Annotated in this window: 19 protein-coding genes; 17 read left to right on the forward strand and 2 right to left on the reverse strand. The window is 38.3% G+C overall.

What is annotated here, in order from left to right; genetic code table 11:
• Positions 1 to 64 precede the first annotated feature (64 nt).
• Both GGR42_RS13455 and GGR42_RS13460 read left to right on the forward strand, forming a co-directional pair.
• Positions 65 to 1,186: a PQQ-dependent sugar dehydrogenase gene (locus GGR42_RS13455; protein WP_167965084.1), complete on the forward strand. Its 1,122-nt coding sequence runs from the start codon at positions 65 to 67 to the stop codon at positions 1,184 to 1,186.
• Between the two features lie 44 nt (positions 1,187 to 1,230).
• Entirely contained in the window at positions 1,231 to 1,632 is a 402-nt protein-coding gene (locus GGR42_RS13460) for a c-type cytochrome (RefSeq protein ID WP_245201474.1), read from the forward strand.
• Between the two features lie 7 nt (positions 1,633 to 1,639).
• Here the strand turns inward: GGR42_RS13460 and murQ are convergent, their stop codons facing one another.
• Entirely contained in the window at positions 1,640 to 2,452 is an 813-nt protein-coding gene (gene murQ, locus GGR42_RS13465; RefSeq protein ID WP_167965086.1) for an N-acetylmuramic acid 6-phosphate etherase, read from the reverse strand.
• Between the two features lie 6 nt (positions 2,453 to 2,458).
• The gene (locus tag GGR42_RS13470; RefSeq protein WP_167965088.1) at positions 2,459 to 3,208 is read right to left on the reverse strand and encodes a DeoR/GlpR family DNA-binding transcription regulator; all 750 of its coding nucleotides are present in this window, start codon (positions 3,206 to 3,208) and stop codon (positions 2,459 to 2,461) included.
• Positions 3,209 to 3,387: 179 nt separating this feature from the next.
• Between GGR42_RS13470 and nagB the strand changes: the two genes are divergently transcribed.
• The 15 genes from nagB to dapB all read left to right on the forward strand — a co-directional run bounded on the left by nagB (position 3,388) and on the right by dapB (position 19,327).
• A complete protein-coding gene (nagB, locus tag GGR42_RS13475) occupies positions 3,388 to 5,334 on the forward strand; it encodes a glucosamine-6-phosphate deaminase (protein ID WP_245201475.1) in 1,947 nt (648 codons plus the stop codon).
• A 73-nt stretch (positions 5,335 to 5,407) separates the two neighbouring features.
• Positions 5,408 to 6,682 carry an MFS transporter gene (locus GGR42_RS13480; RefSeq protein ID WP_167965092.1) on the forward strand — a complete coding sequence of 425 codons (1,275 nt, stop codon included), beginning with the start codon at positions 5,408 to 5,410 and terminating at the stop codon, positions 6,680 to 6,682.
• Positions 6,675 to 8,219, forward strand: a complete 1,545-nt coding sequence (locus tag GGR42_RS13485; RefSeq protein WP_167965094.1) for a glycoside hydrolase family 3 protein — start codon at positions 6,675 to 6,677, stop codon at positions 8,217 to 8,219. Before GGR42_RS13480 ends, GGR42_RS13485 begins: the two co-directional genes overlap by 8 nt.
• A gap of 1 nt (position 8,220) precedes the next feature.
• A complete protein-coding gene (locus GGR42_RS13490) occupies positions 8,221 to 9,294 on the forward strand; it encodes an anhydro-N-acetylmuramic acid kinase (protein WP_167965096.1) in 1,074 nt (357 codons plus the stop codon).
• Between the two features lie 80 nt (positions 9,295 to 9,374).
• Positions 9,375 to 10,709, forward strand: coding sequence for a dicarboxylate/amino acid:cation symporter (locus GGR42_RS13495; RefSeq protein WP_167965098.1), 1,335 nt, complete (start codon positions 9,375 to 9,377; stop codon positions 10,707 to 10,709).
• 126 nt (positions 10,710 to 10,835) lie between these two features.
• Complete coding sequence (locus GGR42_RS13500; protein ID WP_167965100.1) at positions 10,836 to 11,003, forward strand: hypothetical protein; 168 nt, start codon at positions 10,836 to 10,838, stop codon at positions 11,001 to 11,003.
• Positions 11,004 to 11,048: 45 nt separating this feature from the next.
• Positions 11,049 to 11,669 carry a YdeI/OmpD-associated family protein gene (locus GGR42_RS13505; protein ID WP_167965102.1) on the forward strand — a complete coding sequence of 207 codons (621 nt, stop codon included), beginning with the start codon at positions 11,049 to 11,051 and terminating at the stop codon, positions 11,667 to 11,669.
• Positions 11,670 to 11,764: 95 nt separating this feature from the next.
• Positions 11,765 to 12,373: a uridine kinase gene (gene udk / locus GGR42_RS13510; RefSeq protein ID WP_167965104.1), complete on the forward strand. Its 609-nt coding sequence runs from the start codon at positions 11,765 to 11,767 to the stop codon at positions 12,371 to 12,373.
• Between the two features lie 2 nt (positions 12,374 to 12,375).
• The gene (locus GGR42_RS13515; protein WP_167965106.1) at positions 12,376 to 12,708 is read left to right on the forward strand and encodes an FtsB family cell division protein; all 333 of its coding nucleotides are present in this window, start codon (positions 12,376 to 12,378) and stop codon (positions 12,706 to 12,708) included.
• On the forward strand, positions 12,701 to 14,077 hold the full coding sequence (locus tag GGR42_RS13520) for a methylmalonyl-CoA mutase subunit beta (RefSeq protein ID WP_167965108.1): 1,377 nt from the start codon (positions 12,701 to 12,703) through the stop codon (positions 14,075 to 14,077). The genes GGR42_RS13515 and GGR42_RS13520 overlap by 8 nt, the downstream gene beginning before the upstream one ends.
• Positions 14,070 to 16,154, forward strand: a complete 2,085-nt coding sequence (scpA, locus tag GGR42_RS13525; protein WP_167965110.1) for a methylmalonyl-CoA mutase — start codon at positions 14,070 to 14,072, stop codon at positions 16,152 to 16,154. Before GGR42_RS13520 ends, scpA begins: the two co-directional genes overlap by 8 nt.
• Before the next feature lie 136 nt (positions 16,155 to 16,290).
• Positions 16,291 to 17,064 (forward strand): ParA family protein, encoded by a 774-nt coding sequence (locus GGR42_RS13530; protein WP_167965112.1) that lies wholly within the window; start codon positions 16,291 to 16,293, stop codon positions 17,062 to 17,064.
• Positions 17,064 to 17,972 (forward strand): ParB/RepB/Spo0J family partition protein, encoded by a 909-nt coding sequence (locus GGR42_RS13535; protein ID WP_167965114.1) that lies wholly within the window; start codon positions 17,064 to 17,066, stop codon positions 17,970 to 17,972. The genes GGR42_RS13530 and GGR42_RS13535 overlap by 1 nt, the downstream gene beginning before the upstream one ends.
• On the forward strand, positions 17,965 to 18,621 hold the full coding sequence (locus GGR42_RS13540) for a DUF5683 domain-containing protein (RefSeq protein WP_394352762.1): 657 nt from the start codon (positions 17,965 to 17,967) through the stop codon (positions 18,619 to 18,621). The genes GGR42_RS13535 and GGR42_RS13540 overlap by 8 nt, the downstream gene beginning before the upstream one ends.
• A 4-nt stretch (positions 18,622 to 18,625) precedes the next feature.
• Positions 18,626 to 19,327 carry a 4-hydroxy-tetrahydrodipicolinate reductase gene (gene dapB, locus GGR42_RS13545; protein ID WP_167965116.1) on the forward strand — a complete coding sequence of 234 codons (702 nt, stop codon included), beginning with the start codon at positions 18,626 to 18,628 and terminating at the stop codon, positions 19,325 to 19,327.
• Positions 19,328 to 19,359 lie beyond the last annotated feature (32 nt).

Here is a 19,359-nt window from a genome sequence, read left to right on the forward strand (position 1 = left end):
ATAAATTCTATTTATATTTAAACAATAATTCCATATTCCTTATTAATAATTCTAACGTATAGAAATGAAAATTAGTGTTGTATGTACCTATTTATTCGTTGTAATGACATCTCTGTCATGTGCTCAACAACAGAAAAATAAAGCTAAAACCCCCGAAAACATTGACTTTGAAGCTGAAATAGTAATAGAAAATCTTTCTGTTCCATGGGGCATGGCTTTTTTACCAGATGGAAGCATTCTGGTTGCCGAACAATCTGGCGAGCTTATTAGCTTTAAAGACGGAAAAAAAACTAGTATTTCCGGTGTTCCAGAAGTATATTTTAGAGGTCAGGGTGGGCTTTTGGATTTGGAGCTGCATCCTGAGTATGAGAACAATGGTTGGATCTATATTTCCTATTCTTCACCAGAAGGAGAAGAAAAAGGTGGAAACACAGCTATTATGCGTGCCAAATTGGAAGGAAATACCTTAGTAAACAAGGAACTTTTGTACAAAGCAACGCCCAATACCACCAAAGGTCAGCATTATGGTTCTAGAATAGAATTTGATAATGATGGATATCTGTTTTTTTCAGCGGGAGAAAGAGGAGAAAGAGATATTAACCCACAAGATATTACCCGTGACAATGGAAAAATATATAGATTGTATGATGATGGCCGCATTCCAGAAGACAACCCGTTTGTAAATGATGAAACTGCCAAGAAAGCAATCTATAGCTATGGTCATAGAAATCCACAAGGACTGGTAAAACATCCTGTAACGGGAGAAATTTGGGATCATGAACATGGCCCAAGAGGAGGCGATGAAATAAATGTGATCAAACCTGGAAAAAACTACGGATGGCCCGTAATAACTTATGGAATTAATTATAGCGGAACTCCTATTACCGATAAAACAGAAATGGAAGGAATGGAGCAACCCATTCACTATTGGGTACCTTCCATTGCTCCTAGTGGTGTTACTTTTGTTACTTCTGACATCTATCCAGAATGGAAAGGGGATTTGTTGGTAGGGTCATTAGCTTTTCAATATTTGGAACGATTGGAAATGAATGGAGAAAAAGTAACCAATAGAACTAAACTTCTAGAGGGTATGGGAAGGGTTCGAAATGTAAGACAAGCACCTGATGGTTATATTTATGTGGCCATAGAAGGAAAAGGCATTTATAAATTAGTTCCCAAATCATAATTCAAACTCAATAATATTACTCTTAAAATATAGCTAAAATACGTATGAAACAATTTCTCTTAGGTTATATCTTGGTTATTGGAATTATTGCCAACTTCTTATTTCAGGACAAGGATTTGGAAGAAAGCATGGTACGAGGAAGCGAAATTTATGCTGATTTCTGTGTTACCTGTCATTTAGATACTGGTAAAGGAGTGGAAGGCGTATTTCCTCCCTTGGCCAATTCCGATTATTTAATGGAAAATAGAGAGAAAAGTATCTTTGGCATTAAGTATGGGCAAACTGGCGATATGGTGGTCAATGGGGTCACTTATAGCAACACCATGGTGTCGCCCGGGCTGGAAGATGAAGAGATAGCCGATGTAATGAACTATATTCTAAATACTTGGGGAAATAAAAGTGACAAAATAGTTACGACAGAAGAAGTGACTGCAATCAAAAAATAGTCTTTAACTATTTTAGTGCATCAATTGCCTTTTTAACTGAACCATATTTTATAAGAGCAGCTTCGGCATCTTCATAATTTAACTGAAGTTCCTCAATTAAATAGCGAGTTCCCCTGTCAACCAATTTATTGTTGGTCAATTGCATATTTACCATTTTGTTTCCTTTTACCCTACCAATTTTAATCATCAGGGTGGTGGAAATCATATTCAATGCCAACTTTTGGGAAGTCCCACTCTTCATACGCGTACTACCGGTAAGAAATTCTGGGCCAACATTGATTTCAATGGGAATGTCAACTGCTTGTGACAAGGGAGAACCAGGATTGTTTGTAATGCAGGCCGTTAACAACCCTTTCTTTTTAGCTTCTTGTACGCCTCCAATCACATAAGGAGTTGTTCCAGAAGCAGCAATCCCTACCACAACATCATTTTCGGATATGTTGTGAGCCAATAAATCCTTCCAAGCCTGTTCCTTATTGTCCTCTGCATTCTCAACAGCCTTTCTAATGGCTGAATCTCCCCCGGCAATCAAACCAATGACCCTGTCAAATGGCATTCCAAAAGTAGGTGGGATTTCAGAAGCATCCAAAATTCCCAATCGGCCACTGGTACCCGCTCCTATATAAAAAAGACGGCCTCCTTTATTGAATCTTTCTGCCAATCCATCAACCAATGTAGAAATTTGTGGAATTGTTAAAGCAACGGCTTTAGCCACTTTTTCATCTTCCTTGTTCATATTTTGAAGAATAGAAAGGGTATCCATTTTTTCCAAATCATTGTGATTAGAAGCTTCTTCGGTTATTTTTTTAAAATTGGTCATGTAGGCTTATAAAAGTTGAATATTTTGGTTTTTTAATGATTTTAATAGTATATCATCTGCATCTAACTCCGTAATAATAGTATCTATTGCACTTACATCACATGTTTTGTATCGATGTTGGGAATTCAACTTCTCGGATATAGATAGAAGTATTGTTTTCTTGGAAGCATTGATCACTGCTTTTTTTACCTGAACTATATCATAATCGAATTCTGTTAGCCCAAATACCGGATCCACATAACCAGTACCAATGAAACCGTAATCCACTTTTATATTGGATAGGTTGTGCACGGCATTGGCACCAATACTAATTTGGGCATCCTTGGACAACTGGCCTCCAATAAAAATAACCTCTACCTTAGGCTTCTTTAATAATTCCAATGCCACTGGCAAGCTCAATGTAAAGCAAGTAAGTGAAAGTTGGTCCGGCAATTGCGTTGCCAACTCTACACATGTGGTTCCCCCATCAATAAGAATGACATTGTCATTTTTTAACAGCTTTATGGCTTTTTTTGCAATGGCAACTTTATCCTCCAATCTATAAATATTGGCGTTCCTTACACTATTATTTATAAAGCCAAGAGCTATAGCTCCTCCATGCACTTTTCTAAGTTTATTTTCAGCATCCAATTCTTTCACATCCCTTCGAATGGTATCTATGGACACATCCAAATTTTCGGCTATATCCGTGAGCAGCACCCTATTGTGCAGTGCCACTTCATTTAATATAGTTTTATGCCTTTCTTCCTTAAGCATTTAATTCAGTTTTATTCAATAAAACAAAGATAACAAAATAATTTAGTTGCCGTTTTATGCTATTTTAATGTTAACATCGTGTTATTTAATGCAAAATATTGCATTAAATAACAGCAAAAAACAGCATATATTAAATAATTTGCATACTTTTGCCGTAACAAACAACATAAATGTCCACTATGTCCACAACAACTCTAAATCAAACAAACGATCTGTTCCAATTAAAGGAATATGATGAATCCCACAAGTTTGAAAAAATAGCTACAGAAATCTATGATGATTCTGATAAAGCATCACTCTATGTGGCCCAGGAAATATCAAAGCTTATTGTTCTAAGACAACAACAGAATAAAAATGTTGTATTGGGATTGGCAACAGGCTCTACCCCTACCAAAGTATATGACTTTTTGGTAAAATTCCATAAAGAAGGTCTTAGCTTTAAAAACGTTATCACATTCAACTTAGATGAATATTACCCTATGGAACCAGATTCCATCCACAGTTATGTTCGCTTTATGAATGAACATCTTTTTGACCACATTGATGTTGACAAAAAGAACATTCATATTCCCGATGGAACAGTTAATAAAGATAACATTAGAGAGTTCTGTGATAATTATGAGAAAAAAATAGTTGAGGCTGGTGGAATCGATATTCAAATATTGGGAATTGGTAGAACAGGACATATTGGATTTAACGAACCTGGCTCTTCTATTACCAGTAAAACAAGAATCATTAGATTGGACCGAGTAACGCGTTTGGATGCCGCGAGTGACTTCTTTGGTGAAGAAAATGTGCCCACTAAAGCCATCACTATGGGTGTTGGAACCATTATGAATGCAAGAAAAGTAATTCTAATGGCATGGGGAGAGGGAAAAGCCAATATCATAAAAGAGTCGGTTGAAGGAAAAATAAAAGAATCCATCCCTGCGACCTTTTTACAGGAACATCCCAACTGTGATTTCATTCTGGACCAGGCAGCTGCTTCGTCACTTACAAGAATTAGCACGCCTTGGTTGGTAAGCGAATGTCTATGGACAGACAAACTGATTAAAAAAGCAACTATTTGGCTTTCAGAAAAACTGAACAAAGCCATCCTTAAATTGACCAATGAGGATTATAACGAATATGGTATGGGGAATTTGGTCGCCGAAATAGGTTCTGCGGAACATATTAATTTAAAGGTTTTTAACCAACTACAACATACTATTACCGGATGGCCCGGAGGAAAACCCAATGCCGATGATACCAACAGACCAGAAAGAGCAAATCCAGCAAAGAAAACATCATTGATTTTTAGCCCACACCCAGATGACGATGTCATTTCCATGGGAGGCACGCTACTGCGATTGGTAGACCAAGGACACAATGTGCATGTAGCCTATCAAACTTCTGGGAACATTGCCGTGTTTGATGATGAAGTCATCCGTTTTATGGAATTTGCCCGGGAAGCCCAAAAAGACAACCCAGAAATTCAGGCTCAAGTTAAAAAAGTACGTGAGTTCTTAAAGAACAAAAGACCAGGGCAGGTAGATAGCCATGAAATTCAACAGTTTAAAGGATTGATTAGAAAAGGAGAAGCTTTGGCCGCATGTAGATATTGTGGGGTGAAGGAGGAAAATGCACACTTTCAAAACCTACCCTTCTATGAGACGGGAACGGTAAAGAAAAAACCGTATTCGGATGCGGATATCCAAATCACCTATGACTTGTTGAACAAAGTAAAGCCACATCAAATTTTTGCTGCGGGTGACCTTTCTGACCCACATGGAACGCACCGAGTATGTTTACAAGTAATATACAAAGCCTTGGAGCGATTGGTGGAAGATGGTGCCGAATGGTTAAAAGATTGCTATGTATGGCTTTACCGTGGCGCTTGGCAGGAATGGGACATTTCCGATATGGAAATGACCATCCCAATTGGTCCAAAAGATATGGCCAGAAAGAAAAATGCCATATTTAAGCACCAATCACAAAAAGATGCCGCCATGTTTCCAGGAAATGATGAACGTGAATTTTGGCAACGTGCAGAGCAACGTAATAAAGAAACGGCAAGAAAATACAATGCCCTAGGATTGGCAGAGTATGAGGCTATGGAAGGATTTGTTCGTTACAAATTCAATTAATCTTATTCCTAAATAATTTAAAAGGCATATTTTTAAAGAAAATATGCCTTTTTTGTTCAACAAGAATTCCTAAATGATAAAAAAAGATAAATGGGCCTGGGCTTGGGTGCCAGTCTTGTATTTTACCCAGGGTATGCCTTATGTCCTCATAGTAATGGTCTCCGTTATTATGTACAAAAGACTTGGAATAAGCAATGCAGATATAGGGCTGTACACCAGTTGGCTCTATTTACCTTGGGTGTTAAAACCTTTATGGAGTCCGTTTGTAGATTTAAAAAGTACCAAAAGAAACTGGTTTTTGGGCATGCAATTGCTCATTTCCATAGCACTTTTAGGCGTTGGTCTTTCCTTGCCCACCAATTCATTTTTCATTACTTCTTTGGCCTGTTTTTGGATGGCCGCCTTTGCATCGGCTACCAATGATATAGCATCAGACGGGTATTATATGCTCGGCCTAACAGAAAAAAAACAATCCTTTTTTGTGGGCATGCGCAGTACTTTTTACCGCCTGGCCATGGTTACAGGAGAAGGGCTGATTGTGATTGTTGCCGGGTTTTTGGAAAATAAATACGGGGACAATACCAAGGCATGGTCACTCACCATGGTCTGCACGGCATTTTTAATGCTGATTCTTACGGTTTCCAACTTCTTTATAACCCCAAAATTTGAATCCTCACAAGAGATAGCAAAGAACAAACCAAAAGGGTTTGGAGATGTGTTCCTTTCCTTTTTTAACAAACCGGGAATTGGTATTGCCTTGGCCTTTATCTTATGCTACCGTTTGGGGGAATCACAATTGGTAAAAATGGCCGCCCCTTTTATGTTGGATGAAACCGCAAAAGGTGGATTGGGATACTCAACGGAAAAGATAGGAACCATTTTTGGCACCGTTGGGGTTATTATGCTCTCTATTGGGGGAATTTTAGGAGGGATTTTGATTTCTAGGGACGGACTAAAAAAATGGATGTTACCCATGATACTTTCCCTCAATATCCCCAATATTCTATATGCCCTTTTGGCCTTCACCAAAACCACCAATATTGTTGCTGTGACGGCAACCGTCATCTTTGAAAAATTTGGCTACGGCTTTGGCTTTGCGGCCTTTCTTATGTACCTCATCTATATTGCCGATGGAAAATCCAAAACTTCCCATTATGCCATCGCAACAGGTTTTATGGCCTTGGGTATGATGATACCGGGAATGGTAAGTGGCTACATTCAAGAATGGTTAGGATATTCAGGTTTTTTTATTTGGGTGGTGATTGCTGCCCTACCCGCCATTTTTCTTTTAAAATACATTACCTACCCTGCCGATTTTGGTAAAAAATCCAAGCCCGAAAATGAGTAAGTCCCTTCCCTATTCCAAAGCAAAAGATATCTTAAACTTAAAGGAAAAAGTGGGGCAGTTTTTTATGCCCGCAGCTTTCATCAACGATACAGAAGAAGAGGTCCAGTTCATAGAAAATCTCATCCAAGAGCACCATATTGGCGGACTTTGCTTTTTTCATAGCCGTGCTAGTGCCGCTACCAATTTTGAAGGCAAAAAAACAGTGGTTTACAATGAACAAAGTTTTGACACCTTAAAGAGACTTATAAATAGATACCAGAAAGTATCCAAGCACCCCTTATTGATAAGTATTGATGCCGAATGGGGTTTGGCGATGCGGATTGAAAACACCCCACAATACCCCTATGCCATAACATTGGGGGCCATCCAAAACAATACAGATTTACTGTATGAGGTAGGAAAAAACATTGCTAAAGATTGTAAGTTGATAGGCATCCATTGGAACCTCTCCCCTGTTGTAGACATTAACAACAATCCCTTGAATCCCGTTATAGGATATCGTTCTTTTGGTGAATATAAAAACAAAGTGGTAGAGAAGGCCAGAGCCTTTATTTCAGGAACAAAAAGCGAAGGTGTTTTAACTTCCATTAAGCATTTTCCAGGGCATGGCGATACGGGGACCGATTCCCATTTGGGACTTCCCGTGATTGAAAAATCCATAGAAGAACTCTGGGATAATGAATTGTTTCCTTTTAGGGAACTCATTAATGAAGAAGAGGTGGATTCTGTTATGGTAGGTCATTTGGCTGTTCCTGCATTGAGCCAAGGCAAGAAAGTACCTGCTACCATTTCCAAGGACATTATCACAGGAGTTTTACGAACCAAACTGGGCTTTAAGGGAGTTGTTATTACCGATGCCCTAAATATGCACAGCGTTTCCAAAATGTTTCCTATAAAAGGGGAATTGGAATGGGCAGCTTTTGATGCTGGAAATGACCTGCTCTGCTTTACCGAAAATGTTCCAGAAGGAATTGAAACCATCCAAAAAAAAGCTACCCAAACTACTATTGAGGAAGCTTTTGAACGCGTGTGGAAACTCAAGCAAAAAGCCTTTTCCAATCCTTTGCCCACCTGTCAGGAATTAACAACACCAGAAACCCTAAACAAAAAGTTGGCAGAGAATAGTCTTACCCTTTTTCAAGGTAGTGAAGAGGCCCTCTCCGATTTTAAAAAAGAAGGGTTCCTTAAAGTAGCTTTAGGAAAAGAAGTGGAAAATCATTTTTTTAGATTAATTACAGATGAAACCCTGCATACCAACAATGTTTTAGTGGCATTGTTTCCTCCCAAAATAAAACCCAAGGATAATTTTGAAATTCCAGAACCTGACCTAAAAAAATTAAAAGAACTATTGGATACCAAAAATGTGGTGCTTTATCTTTTTGGAAATCCCTATGTGCTAAATATTCTTAATTATAAGAAAGCCAAAGTAGTCGTGATTGCCTACCAAGATTTTAAAGTTTTTCAGGAAAATGCCGCCTACCATTTTTTGGATAAAATAGTAGCAAAAGGAGAATTACCAGTAACCATACACTCATAACATGAAAATGCACAAGGTTTTAGGGTTAATGTCGGGTACCTCGTTAGATGGGTTGGATCTTGCCTATTGCAATATTTGGGAAAGCAACAACAAATGGCACTTCTCCATAGCGGACACCCATAGTGTCTCTTATGATGCCGCCATGCGTTCCAAATTAAAGAATGCCATTACTTTACCAGCCGAAGAACTCTTTGTCCTTAATAACTCTTATGGCACTTGGTTGGGAGAACAGGCCAAAGCCTTTATAAATCAAAAAAAAATGGAGGTAGATTTTATTTCCAGTCATGGACATACCGTACACCACCGACCCGAAAAGGGCCTTACCTACCAAATGGGCTCTGGACAGCATTTGGCCAATGCAAGCGGACATACCACCATTTGTGATTTTAGGACCAATGATGTGGCATTGGGAGGTCAGGGAGCACCTTTAGTACCTATTGGGGACAGGATTTTCTTTGGCGATTATGATTTTTGCCTGAATCTGGGTGGCATTAGTAACATTTCCTTTGAGCATAACGGAAAACGGGTAGCCTATGACATTGGGCTTGCCAATATGGTCTTGAACTATATTACCCAAAAAATAGATTTGGCGTACGACAAAGATGGTGCGCTAGCAAAAACTGGCTCTCTAAATATTGATTTGTTACATAGACTAAATGCGTTGGACTATTACAAACTGCCCTTTCCAAAATCTACGGGCTATGAATGGTTTATGGAAAAAGTAGTGCCATTAGTAGAAGGAACGGAAGACAGTATAGAAAACTTGTTACATACCTGTATTCATCATATATGTGAACAACTGGCCATACAGGTAAAAGAGCATACCTATAAAAAAAGTACACTCTGGGTTACTGGGGGTGGGGCTTTAAATGGTTTTTTAATACAAACACTACAGGAAAAATTGGGTGCTGATGTACAGGTAATAAAGCCTCCGCCTACCCTTATAGAGTTTAAGGAAGCCTTGGTTTTTGCTCTAATGGGTGTATTGCGAATGGAAAGAAAAACCAATGTATTATGCTCGGTTACGGGTGCCAAAAGGGATTCTAGTAGTGGGGTGAAGTTTTTACCTCATTAAATTGTGCATAACTTTTAAATGATTTGAACATACATAACTTTATTCGATAACTATTTTAGTTATTAAATACTAAGAACACCATGGTAGATTTCACACCTCTTAATAATTTATCAGTCCATTTAGACCGTCTTGTAAAAGGCCGTTTATGGTTTAAGGTAATTATTGGCCTAGTTTTAGGAGGAGCCGTGGGAGTTCTACTTAATCCATCTACGGAAATAGTTCCAGAAAATATTAGTTTGATACTGGCCGATTGGCTTGACTTGCCTGGTCAAATTTTCATGCGACTGGTTCAAATGATCATGATCCCATTGATTTTTACATCAATCATAACAGGTATTGTTAGTAATACATCCGAGAATCTTAAAACCTTTGGTCTTAAGCTATTACTCTATTTCATTCTCACCACTGCTGTTGCCATTCTCATAGGTCTGGTCATAACACTTATCCTAAAACCCGGTCAATATATTTTTTCTCTTGGTGGATTTCCAAATAATGGTGAAAACAAAATAGTAGCTAATGACCAAACAAACCTTATTGAGAATATTCCAAGTGCTATATCCAACCTAATCCCCAATAATCCACTGGAATCCATATTAACAGGAGAAATGTTGGGTGTGGTAATTTTTACCATAATAATCGGTGTGGCAATAACTCAACTAAGGCAAAACACGGCAGAACCCATAATTCGTTTTTCAGAAGCAATTCAGAAGATTTGTATGATTGTAGTGTCATGGGCCATGAGGCTTGTGCCTTATGCTGTTTTTGGTTTAATAGCCGCTTTGTTATCTAGAACAGGCGTTGAAATATTTCTTGGCTTAGGATACTATATGGCAGTTGTCATATTAGGTCTAACCATATTAATGGCATTCTACTTAGCATTGGTTTTGGTCATTGCCAAGAAAAGTCCTCTTAACTTCTTGGTGGCAATCCGAGAACCACAATTATTGGCATTTTCTACGGCTAGCTCTGCAGCCGTTATGCCGTTATCTATGAAAACAGCAGATGAAAAATTAGACGTATCCTCCAACATCAGTGATTTTGTAATACCAATTGGAGCTACAATCAACATGGATGGAACGGCTTTATTCCAATGTGTGACTACCTTATTCATGGCACAAGCATATGGAATGGAACTATCCATTTTAAACCTCTTATTAATTACCTTTACTGTTGTGGCTGCTTCTATAGGAACGCCAGCTATTCCAGGAGGTGGGGTGATTATTCTGGCATCTGTGCTACAGAGTGCAGGAATTCCAATTGATGGCCTTATAGTTATTATTGGCATAGACCGTATTTTAGGTATGTTTAGAACTGCTGTTAATATTACCGGAGATCTTACTGCTTGCATAATTTTTAATAAATTCTACAAAGGGTCAAACAAGAATTTAAAACTTTCATCAACAAAATCTTATTAGACTATTAACCATAGTAGCAATGTCCACGTTCACTCTAAGTTTGCTTTTCCCAATCCATAGACTATGCCCTTCAAGGGCGGTACATCATAATAACCTCTGCCCCAGCCCACCACTAGATTCTGGTTTATGGGAATAAGATTGTTGGTAGGATTAAAACCTATTCATCCAAAACCGGAGATGAAAATAGCAAATCATGCATGGCATACATCCGCACCCACCAATTTTTCTTTTCCTTCTGGAATATATGTGCAGACCATTAAACATAACACTATACTCGTTTTATACCCTTTTTAAGTATCTTAGTTTTACCAACTATCAGATTAAAACAAATTGAAAAACATGAACCATAAGGTAGATATCTATTTGGAAGAGGGTTGTGGACGTTGTTCCCTATATAGGACTCCAGAATGCAAGGTCCATACCTGGCAGGAAGAGTTAAAATTATTGAGAAAAATCGTTCTTGATTGTGGCCTACAAGAAGAATATAAATGGTCCCAACCATGCTATACCTATAAGAATGGCAACATTCTTTTGGTCACGGCTTTTAAGGAATACGCCACTATTGCATTTTTTAAAGGCTCCCTACTCAAAGATTCCCATGACATCCTCACAGCACCCGGAGAAAATTCGCAAGCTGTGAGACAAGCAAGATTTACCAATGTTAAGGATATAATTAAAATAGAGCCAATTTTAAAATCTTACATTTATGAAGCTCTTGAAGTGGAAAAGTCTGGTTTAAAAGTAACGTTCAAAAAAAATCCAGAACCCTTACCAGAAGAACTAGAGGGCAAATTTTCTGAATTACCTGAATTTAAATCTGCTTTTGAGGCCCTAACACCGGGTCGGAAGCGTGGATATATCCTTCACTTTTCCCAACCTAAACAATCAAAAACAAGGGAATCCAGAATTGAAAAAAACATCGAAAGAATTCTGAATGGCAAAGGATTTCATGATAGGTGAATTAAATATAAAAAGAACTTTGTTGACACCCCACCCCAACTTCCAATAGTTATTCTCAAGCCAAATATCTATTTTTGCCAAAAAAACAGACAAGCATGTTAGTTATTGGAATTGCTGGAGGCACAGGTTGTGGAAAAACCACTGTGGTTAACCAGATTGTGGAAGAGTTACCGGAAAATGAAGTGGCCATAATTTCACAAGATTCGTATTACAAGGATCTTGCCCACATGACCAAAGAAGAGAGAGGTGCCGTTAATTTTGACCACCCAAACTCCATAGATTTTGATTTGCTTATTTCACACTTAATTGAGCTAAAAAAAGGCAATTCCATTCAAAAACCCGTATATTCTTTTGTGGAGGAGACCCGTATGTCGGAAACGGAGACGGTACACCCCAGAAAAGTAATTATTGTAGAAGGTATTTTAGTGCTAAGCAATCCAAAATTACGGGAGCTTTTTGATATGAAAATTTTTGTCCATGCAGATTCTGATGAACGTCTTATCCGTAGATTACAACGAGATACAAGAGAGCGTGGACATAATTTGGAAAAGGTTTTATACCGTTACCAAACAGCTGTAAAACCCATGCACAATGAATTTATTGAACCCTCCAAAGAGTTTGCGGACATTATTATTCCCAACAATCATTACAACACAGTGGCAGTAGGTATGGTACGTACCATTATTAATGAAAAACTGAATTAAAAATGGGTTGGAAGGAACTTAAAAAGAAAAAGTGGTTTGGATGGGCCACCAATCTATATATTCTTGTTTTGACCATTTTTGTGGTGTGGATGGTTTTTTTTGACACTAATTCTCTTTTTATTCACTTAGAGCTAAAAAAAGAAATCAAAAAACTGGAAAAACAACAGGAATTTTTGAAAAACGAAATTGAAAAGGACAAAAAAATAATGGAAACCTTGTCCGACCCGGAAGAGTTGGAAAAATTTGCAAGGGAACAATACTACCTTAAAAAAAAGAACGAGGAAATTTACTTAATTGAATACGAGGACAGTCTGAAAAATAAAAAAAATGAGTAAAAATGGGCTGTTTGATGATTTTCCTGAAGTTTCTGCAAAACAGTGGAAACAAAAAATTCAGGTTGACCTCAACGGGGCCGATTACAATGACATGTTGGTTTGGGAATCTCCAGAAGGTATAAAAGTAAAGCCCTTTTACCATACCGAAGATTTAAAGGAAGATTCTCTTTTACCTACTTCGCCAGAAAAATGGAACATTGCCCAAGCAATTTATGCAGGAAATGCCAAATTAGCCAATAAAAAAGCACTAAATGCCATAGAACGCGGGGCTGAAAGTATAATTTTCACCATTCCATCCGAAGATATTTCTATTTATGAACTTTTAAACCAAATAAATGCTTCGGTAACTTCTATCTATTTTGATTTTAAGTTCTTATCGCTCCGCTTCGTAAAAAATGTTTTAGAGGCTACAAAAAACAATGGCAACGTTTTTTTGAATATGGATATCATAGGAAATTTGGCTAAAAGCGGTAATTGGTATTATAACCTAAAAAAAGACCATGATTTACTTGGAGAAATCATTCGCCTAAACCATAAAAACACAGTATGTGTTGATGTTTCTCTATACCAAAATGCCGGAGCCACAATAGTACAACAATTGGCTTATGCCTTGGCGCACGGCAATGAATACTTAAATCATTTTAGTTCGAGTGAGCGAAGGGACGGGAGATCTATAACAATTACCTTCATAATATCCATGGGCAGCAACTACTTCTTTGAAATAGCTAAGCTTAAGGCCTTGAGGTTGTTATGGGCTACTTTATCCTTAGAATATGGAATGAAATCTGAATGCCATATCTTGGCCATCCCAAGCAAAAGGAACAAAACTCTTTACGATTATAATGTAAATATGCTTCGAACAACCACCGAATGCATGTCCGCTATTTTGGGAGGCACAGATACCGTATGCAATTTGGCATACGATTCCATCTACCACAAAGACAATGAATTTGGAGAGCGAATAGCCAGAAATCAGTTATTACTATTAAAAAATGAAAGCTATTTTAATGATGTTTCCCAAGTAGCTAAAGGTTCTTACTACATAGAAACACTGACCCAACAGTTAGCGGAAAAAGCTCTGGAATTATTTAAAAACATAGAAGCTGGAGGTGGATTTATGCACCAGTTAAAAAACCATACTATTCAGCAAAAAATAAAAGAAAGCGCCCAAAAGGAGCAAGAAAAATTCAATGCCCAAGAAGAAGTTTTGGTTGGCACTAACAAATACCAAAACAAAGATGAACACATGAGGGATGATTTGGAACTATATCCATTTGTAAAAATAGTTCCTAGAAAAACATTATTGGAGCCCATAATTGAGAAGCGCCTAGCGGAAGAGATGGAACAAAAAAGGTTGAAGAATGAGTAGAAAAGACTTTCAACATATTAAACTACTATCTTCCCGAAGAAATAATAAATCTGAAGTTTACAACTTTGCAGCTGGTATATCCCCCTTTTTGCGAGGCCCATACTCTACCATGTATGTTCGCAGACCATGGACCATTCGTCAATATGCTGGGTTTTCAACTGCCGAGGAAAGCAATGCCTTTTACAGAAGGAATTTGGCTGGAGGTCAAAAAGGGCTATCCGTTGCTTTTGACCTTCCCACCCATAGAGGCTATGATAGCGACCATGATCGAGTTCTGGGTGATGTTGGCAAAGCAGGTGTAGCTATAGATTCTGTTGAGGATATGAAAATTTTGTTTGATGGAATTCCATTGGATAAAATGTCGGTTTCAATGACCATGAATGGTGCGGTACTGCCCATTATGGCCTTTTATATTGTAGCTGCAGAAGAACAGGGTGTGCCTCCAGAACAATTAATGGGTACCATACAAAATGATATTTTAAAGGAGTTCATGGTAAGAAATACCTATATCTATCCCCCTACCCCTTCCATGCAACTGGTAGCAGATATTTTTGAATATACCAGCAAGAAAATGCCAAAATTCAATAGCATCAGTATTTCTGGTTATCACATGCACGAGGCTGGCGCACCTGCGGCCTTGGAACTTGCCTATACACTTGCAGATGGTATTGAATATATAAGGACTGGCCTCAAGGCCGGACTTAAAATTGATGAGTTTGCCCCTAGACTTTCATTCTTTTGGGGCATTGGCATGAGCCACTTTACTGAAATTGCCAAAATGAGGGCTGCAAGAATGCTATGGGCAAAATTGGTAAAGGAGTTTAATCCAAAAAATGAAAAATCCCTAATGCTGCGCACCCACTGCCAGACCAGTGGTTGGAGTCTTACTGAACAAGACCCTTTTAACAATGTGGCCAGAACCACTATTGAAGCAATGTCCGCTATTTTTGGTGGCACTCAAAGCCTACATACCAATGCTTTGGATGAAGCCATTGCCTTACCCTCAGATTTCACGGCCAGAATAGCCAGAAACACTCAGATTTACCTTCAGGAAGAAACAAAAATCACTAAAACTGTAGACCCATGGGCAGGTAGCCATGTTGTTGAAAACCTTACAAATAAAATTGCCGAAGAAGCCTGGAAATTAATACAAGAAGTTGAAGAGCTAGGAGGTATGACAAAAGCCATTGAAGTAGGTATTCCAAAAATGAGGATTGAAGGAGCTGCAGCGCAAAAACAAGCCCGAATTGATAGTCAGCAAGAAATTATTGTCGGTGTTAATAAATATCAGCTAGCAGAGGAAGATAATATGCAAATTTTGGAGGTAAACAATCAAGAAGTACGAAAATCGCAAATAGCAAGAATCAATGCGGTAAAGGAAAAAAGAGATACCAAAGTCGTTAAAAACATCTTGGAGAAACTTACGGTGATTGCCAAACAAAAAATGGCGACATCATCTAAAGACCATAACTTTTCCACAGGTACGGATAATTTACTAGCTTTAGCAGTAGAAGCTGCAAGATGTAGGGCAACTCTAGGGGAAATCAGTGGTGCGCTGGAAATGGCTTTTGGCAGGTATAAGGCAAAAACACAATCGGTTACAGGGGTGTATTCAAAAGAAATAAAAAACGATAAAAGCTTTAAAAAAGCGCAGGAATTAGCAGATAAATTTGCTGAAAAAGAAGGCCGTAGACCCCGAATTATGGTAGCCAAAATGGGTCAAGATGGTCACGATAGAGGTGCCAAAGTAATCGCCAGTAGCTATGCTGATATTGGTTTTGATGTGGATATTTCCCCGCTTTTTCAAACCCCGTTGGAAGTAGCAAAACAAGCTGTAGAAAACGATGTGCACGTTCTTGGCATCTCTTCTTTGGCAGGAGGCCATAAAACGTTAATTCCAGAAGTCATAAAAGTACTTAAAAATTATAATCGTGAGGATATTATGGTTGTTGTTGGCGGTGTAATTCCAAAGCAGGACTATAGTTATTTGTTTGATGCTGGAGTGGTTGCTGTTTACGGACCAGGAACAAAAGTTAGTGAAGCTGCCATTCAAATCATTGAGATTTTGCTGGATTGACCCCCGTCACAGCATTCATAGCTATAACTTTAACTCACTTTAACGTTAGATGAACTAGTTATTCACTTTCTGTTAACAAAATTCATTTTTTAACACCATAAATAATCGTATTTTTAACCCCTAACTTACTAGACTAATGGGCAAGATTATTGCTATTGCAAACCAAAAAGGTGGGGTTGGAAAAACCACCACTACAGTTAACCTTGCTGCCTCGCTTGGTGTACTGGAAAAAAAGGTGTTATTGATTGATGCAGACCCCCAAGCCAATGCAACATCAGGTTTAGGAATTGATGTGGATGGAATTGAACTGGGCACATACCAATTATTGGAGCATACCAAAAATGCCGAGGAAACTATAATTCCTACGACCTCCCCCAATGTAGATTTAATTCCCGCACACATAGACCTTGTGGCGATTGAAATTGAATTGGTGGACAAAGACAATAGGGAGTATATGCTAAAAGGTGCCATTGGCCATCTTAGAGAAAAGTACGATTATATTTTAATTGATTGTGCGCCTTCTTTGGGATTGTTAACGCTAAATGCCCTTACCGCGGCAGATTCAGTAATCATTCCCATCCAATGTGAGTATTTTGCATTGGAAGGACTTGGCAAACTGTTGAACACTATAAAAAGTGTCCAAAAAATTCACAATGCTGATTTGGATATTGAAGGCCTTTTATTGACCATGTTCGATTCTAGATTGCGACTTTCCAACCAAGTGGTAGAAGAAGTGAAAACGCACTTTGAAGATATGGTCTTCAATACCATTATCCAAAGAAATGTAAGGTTAAGCGAAGCTCCAAGCTATGGGGAAAGCATAATAAAATATGATGCCAGCAGTAAAGGGGCGGCCAATTACCTGAACTTGGCCAATGAGCTGGTCAAAAAAAATAAGGAGAAAGTATAATGGCGAAGGCAACACAAAAACAAGCTCTGGGAAGAGGGCTGTCCGCATTACTTAAGGATCCGGACAATGACATAAAATCAGCATCGGATAAAAATGCCGATAAGGTTGTTGGTAATATAGTAGAATTGGATATTGATGCCATAGAAGTTAATCCTTTTCAGCCACGCTCCAATTTTAATGATGAAGCCCTCCAGGAATTGGCAAGTTCAATTAGAGAGTTGGGTGTTATTCAACCCATTACGGTTAGGAAAATTGATTTTAACCAATTTCAACTGGTATCTGGGGAAAGAAGATATAGAGCTTCAAAATTAGTAGGTTTGGATACCATCCCTGCTTACATACGTATAGCCAATGACCAAGAATCCTTGGAAATGGCCTTGGTGGAGAATATACAGCGCCAGGATTTAGACCCAATAGAAATTGCTCTGTCCTACCAAAGATTAATTGATGAGATAAACCTTACCCAAGAGAAACTAAGTGACCGTGTAGGCAAAAAACGTTCTACCATTACCAATTATTTACGATTGCTACGTTTAGACCCTATTATACAGACAGGTATAAGAGATGGTTTTTTAAGTATGGGCCATGGTAGAGCTATTGTAAATATTGAAAAGAAAAGCGACCAGATTGCGCTTTATGAGAAGATTGTAGGACAGGGTTTATCCGTAAGAGATACAGAAGCCGCCGTAAAAGCCTATCACAATTCTAAAAATGGGACTACGGTACCAACCACACAAAAAACTATAGAGGTTCCCAAATTTGCAAAAAAATCACAAGATATTCTCAAGGAATATCTGTCAACAACCATCGATATAAAATCTTCTGAAAAGGGAAAAGGGAAAATTACAATTCCTTTTGGTTCAAAAGAAGAGTTAAAGAGGTTGCAAAAATTAATAACTGGTGAATAAAAGCCATAGTCTTTTTCTTCTTTTTTTTCTTTTTGTAGCTTTTAGTTGGGCACAAGATGTAACCCCTCCTGACCAAGAATTGGATTCCATACAAACCAACTTAAAGGAAGAAGGGATAGTAGTACAAGATTCTTTATTTACAAAAAGAGAAGAAATTAACCCATTGGCACCCAGTAAAGCTGCCTTCTATTCTGCGGTATTGCCAGGTTTGGGGCAAATTTACAACAAACGCTATTGGAAAGCGCCCATTGTTTGGGGTGCGCTTGGAACTGGAGTCTATGTTTATTTGTTTAATGATGACAGCTATGACCGTTATAGAACAGCCTTTAAAAGAAGAAGGGCTGGCTTTACGGATGACGAGTTTTATGACCTAAACCCAAATGATGATTTTATTCCTACAGAACCTAACGTTTCAGAAGAAGCTTTACAAGATGGGCAGGAACGATATCAGAGAGATAGGGATTTGGCCTTGTTGGTCACCATAATTATGTATGCACTCAATGTAGTGGATGCCAATGTGGATGCACATCTTAAACAATTTAATGTGGATGACAATCTTAGTTTGGATATGGATATAAAGCCATACTTGGATTACAACACTATCACAGCTAGTCCTAGTTACGGAATGGCATTAACAATCAAGTTCTAGTTTTATGAAGATAGCCTTGTTTGGGTACGGAAAAATGGGAAAAATGATAGAGCAAATTGCTCTACAAAGAGACCACACTATTGTTGCCAAGGTAGATGTAGATGCTAAAGAAATAGATTTTTGCGAAATGGACGTGGCAATCGATTTTAGCACCCCTAATGCGGCTTACGGTAATATTAAAGGATGTTTGGAGCATAATGTGCCTATTATATCGGGTACCACGGGATGGCTGAACAAATTTGATGAAATTGTAAATCTTTGCAATGAAACAAAAGGTGGGTTTATCTATGCATCCAATTATAGCTTGGGTGTGAACATCTTTTTTGAATTGAACGAGTATTTGGCAAAAATGATGGCAAACCTAAACCAGTACAAAGTATCAATGGAGGAAATCCACCACACCCAAAAATTGGATGCCCCCAGTGGAACGGCCATTTCCCTTGCTGAGGGAATTATAAAAAATTCTGATCTTTCCCAATGGAAGTTGGGTAAAGCCAGAGAGGGTGAAATACCTATTACCTCCAAAAGAATTGACGCAGTTCCAGGTACGCATACCATAACTTATGACAGTAAGGTAGATAGTATAGAATTAAAACATACAGCACATAATAGAGAGGGATTCGCCTTGGGGGCAGTCGTAGCAGCTGAATGGATTGTTGGGAAAACAGGGGTTTTTACTATGAAAGATGTGTTAAACCTTGGTTAAAAAAAGCAACAAATAAGCAGGTTACCCAGTCT

It is taken from the genome of Saonia flava (genome assembly GCF_011927795.1).
GTDB classification, from domain to species: Bacteria; Bacteroidota; Bacteroidia; order Flavobacteriales; family Flavobacteriaceae; genus Saonia; species Saonia flava.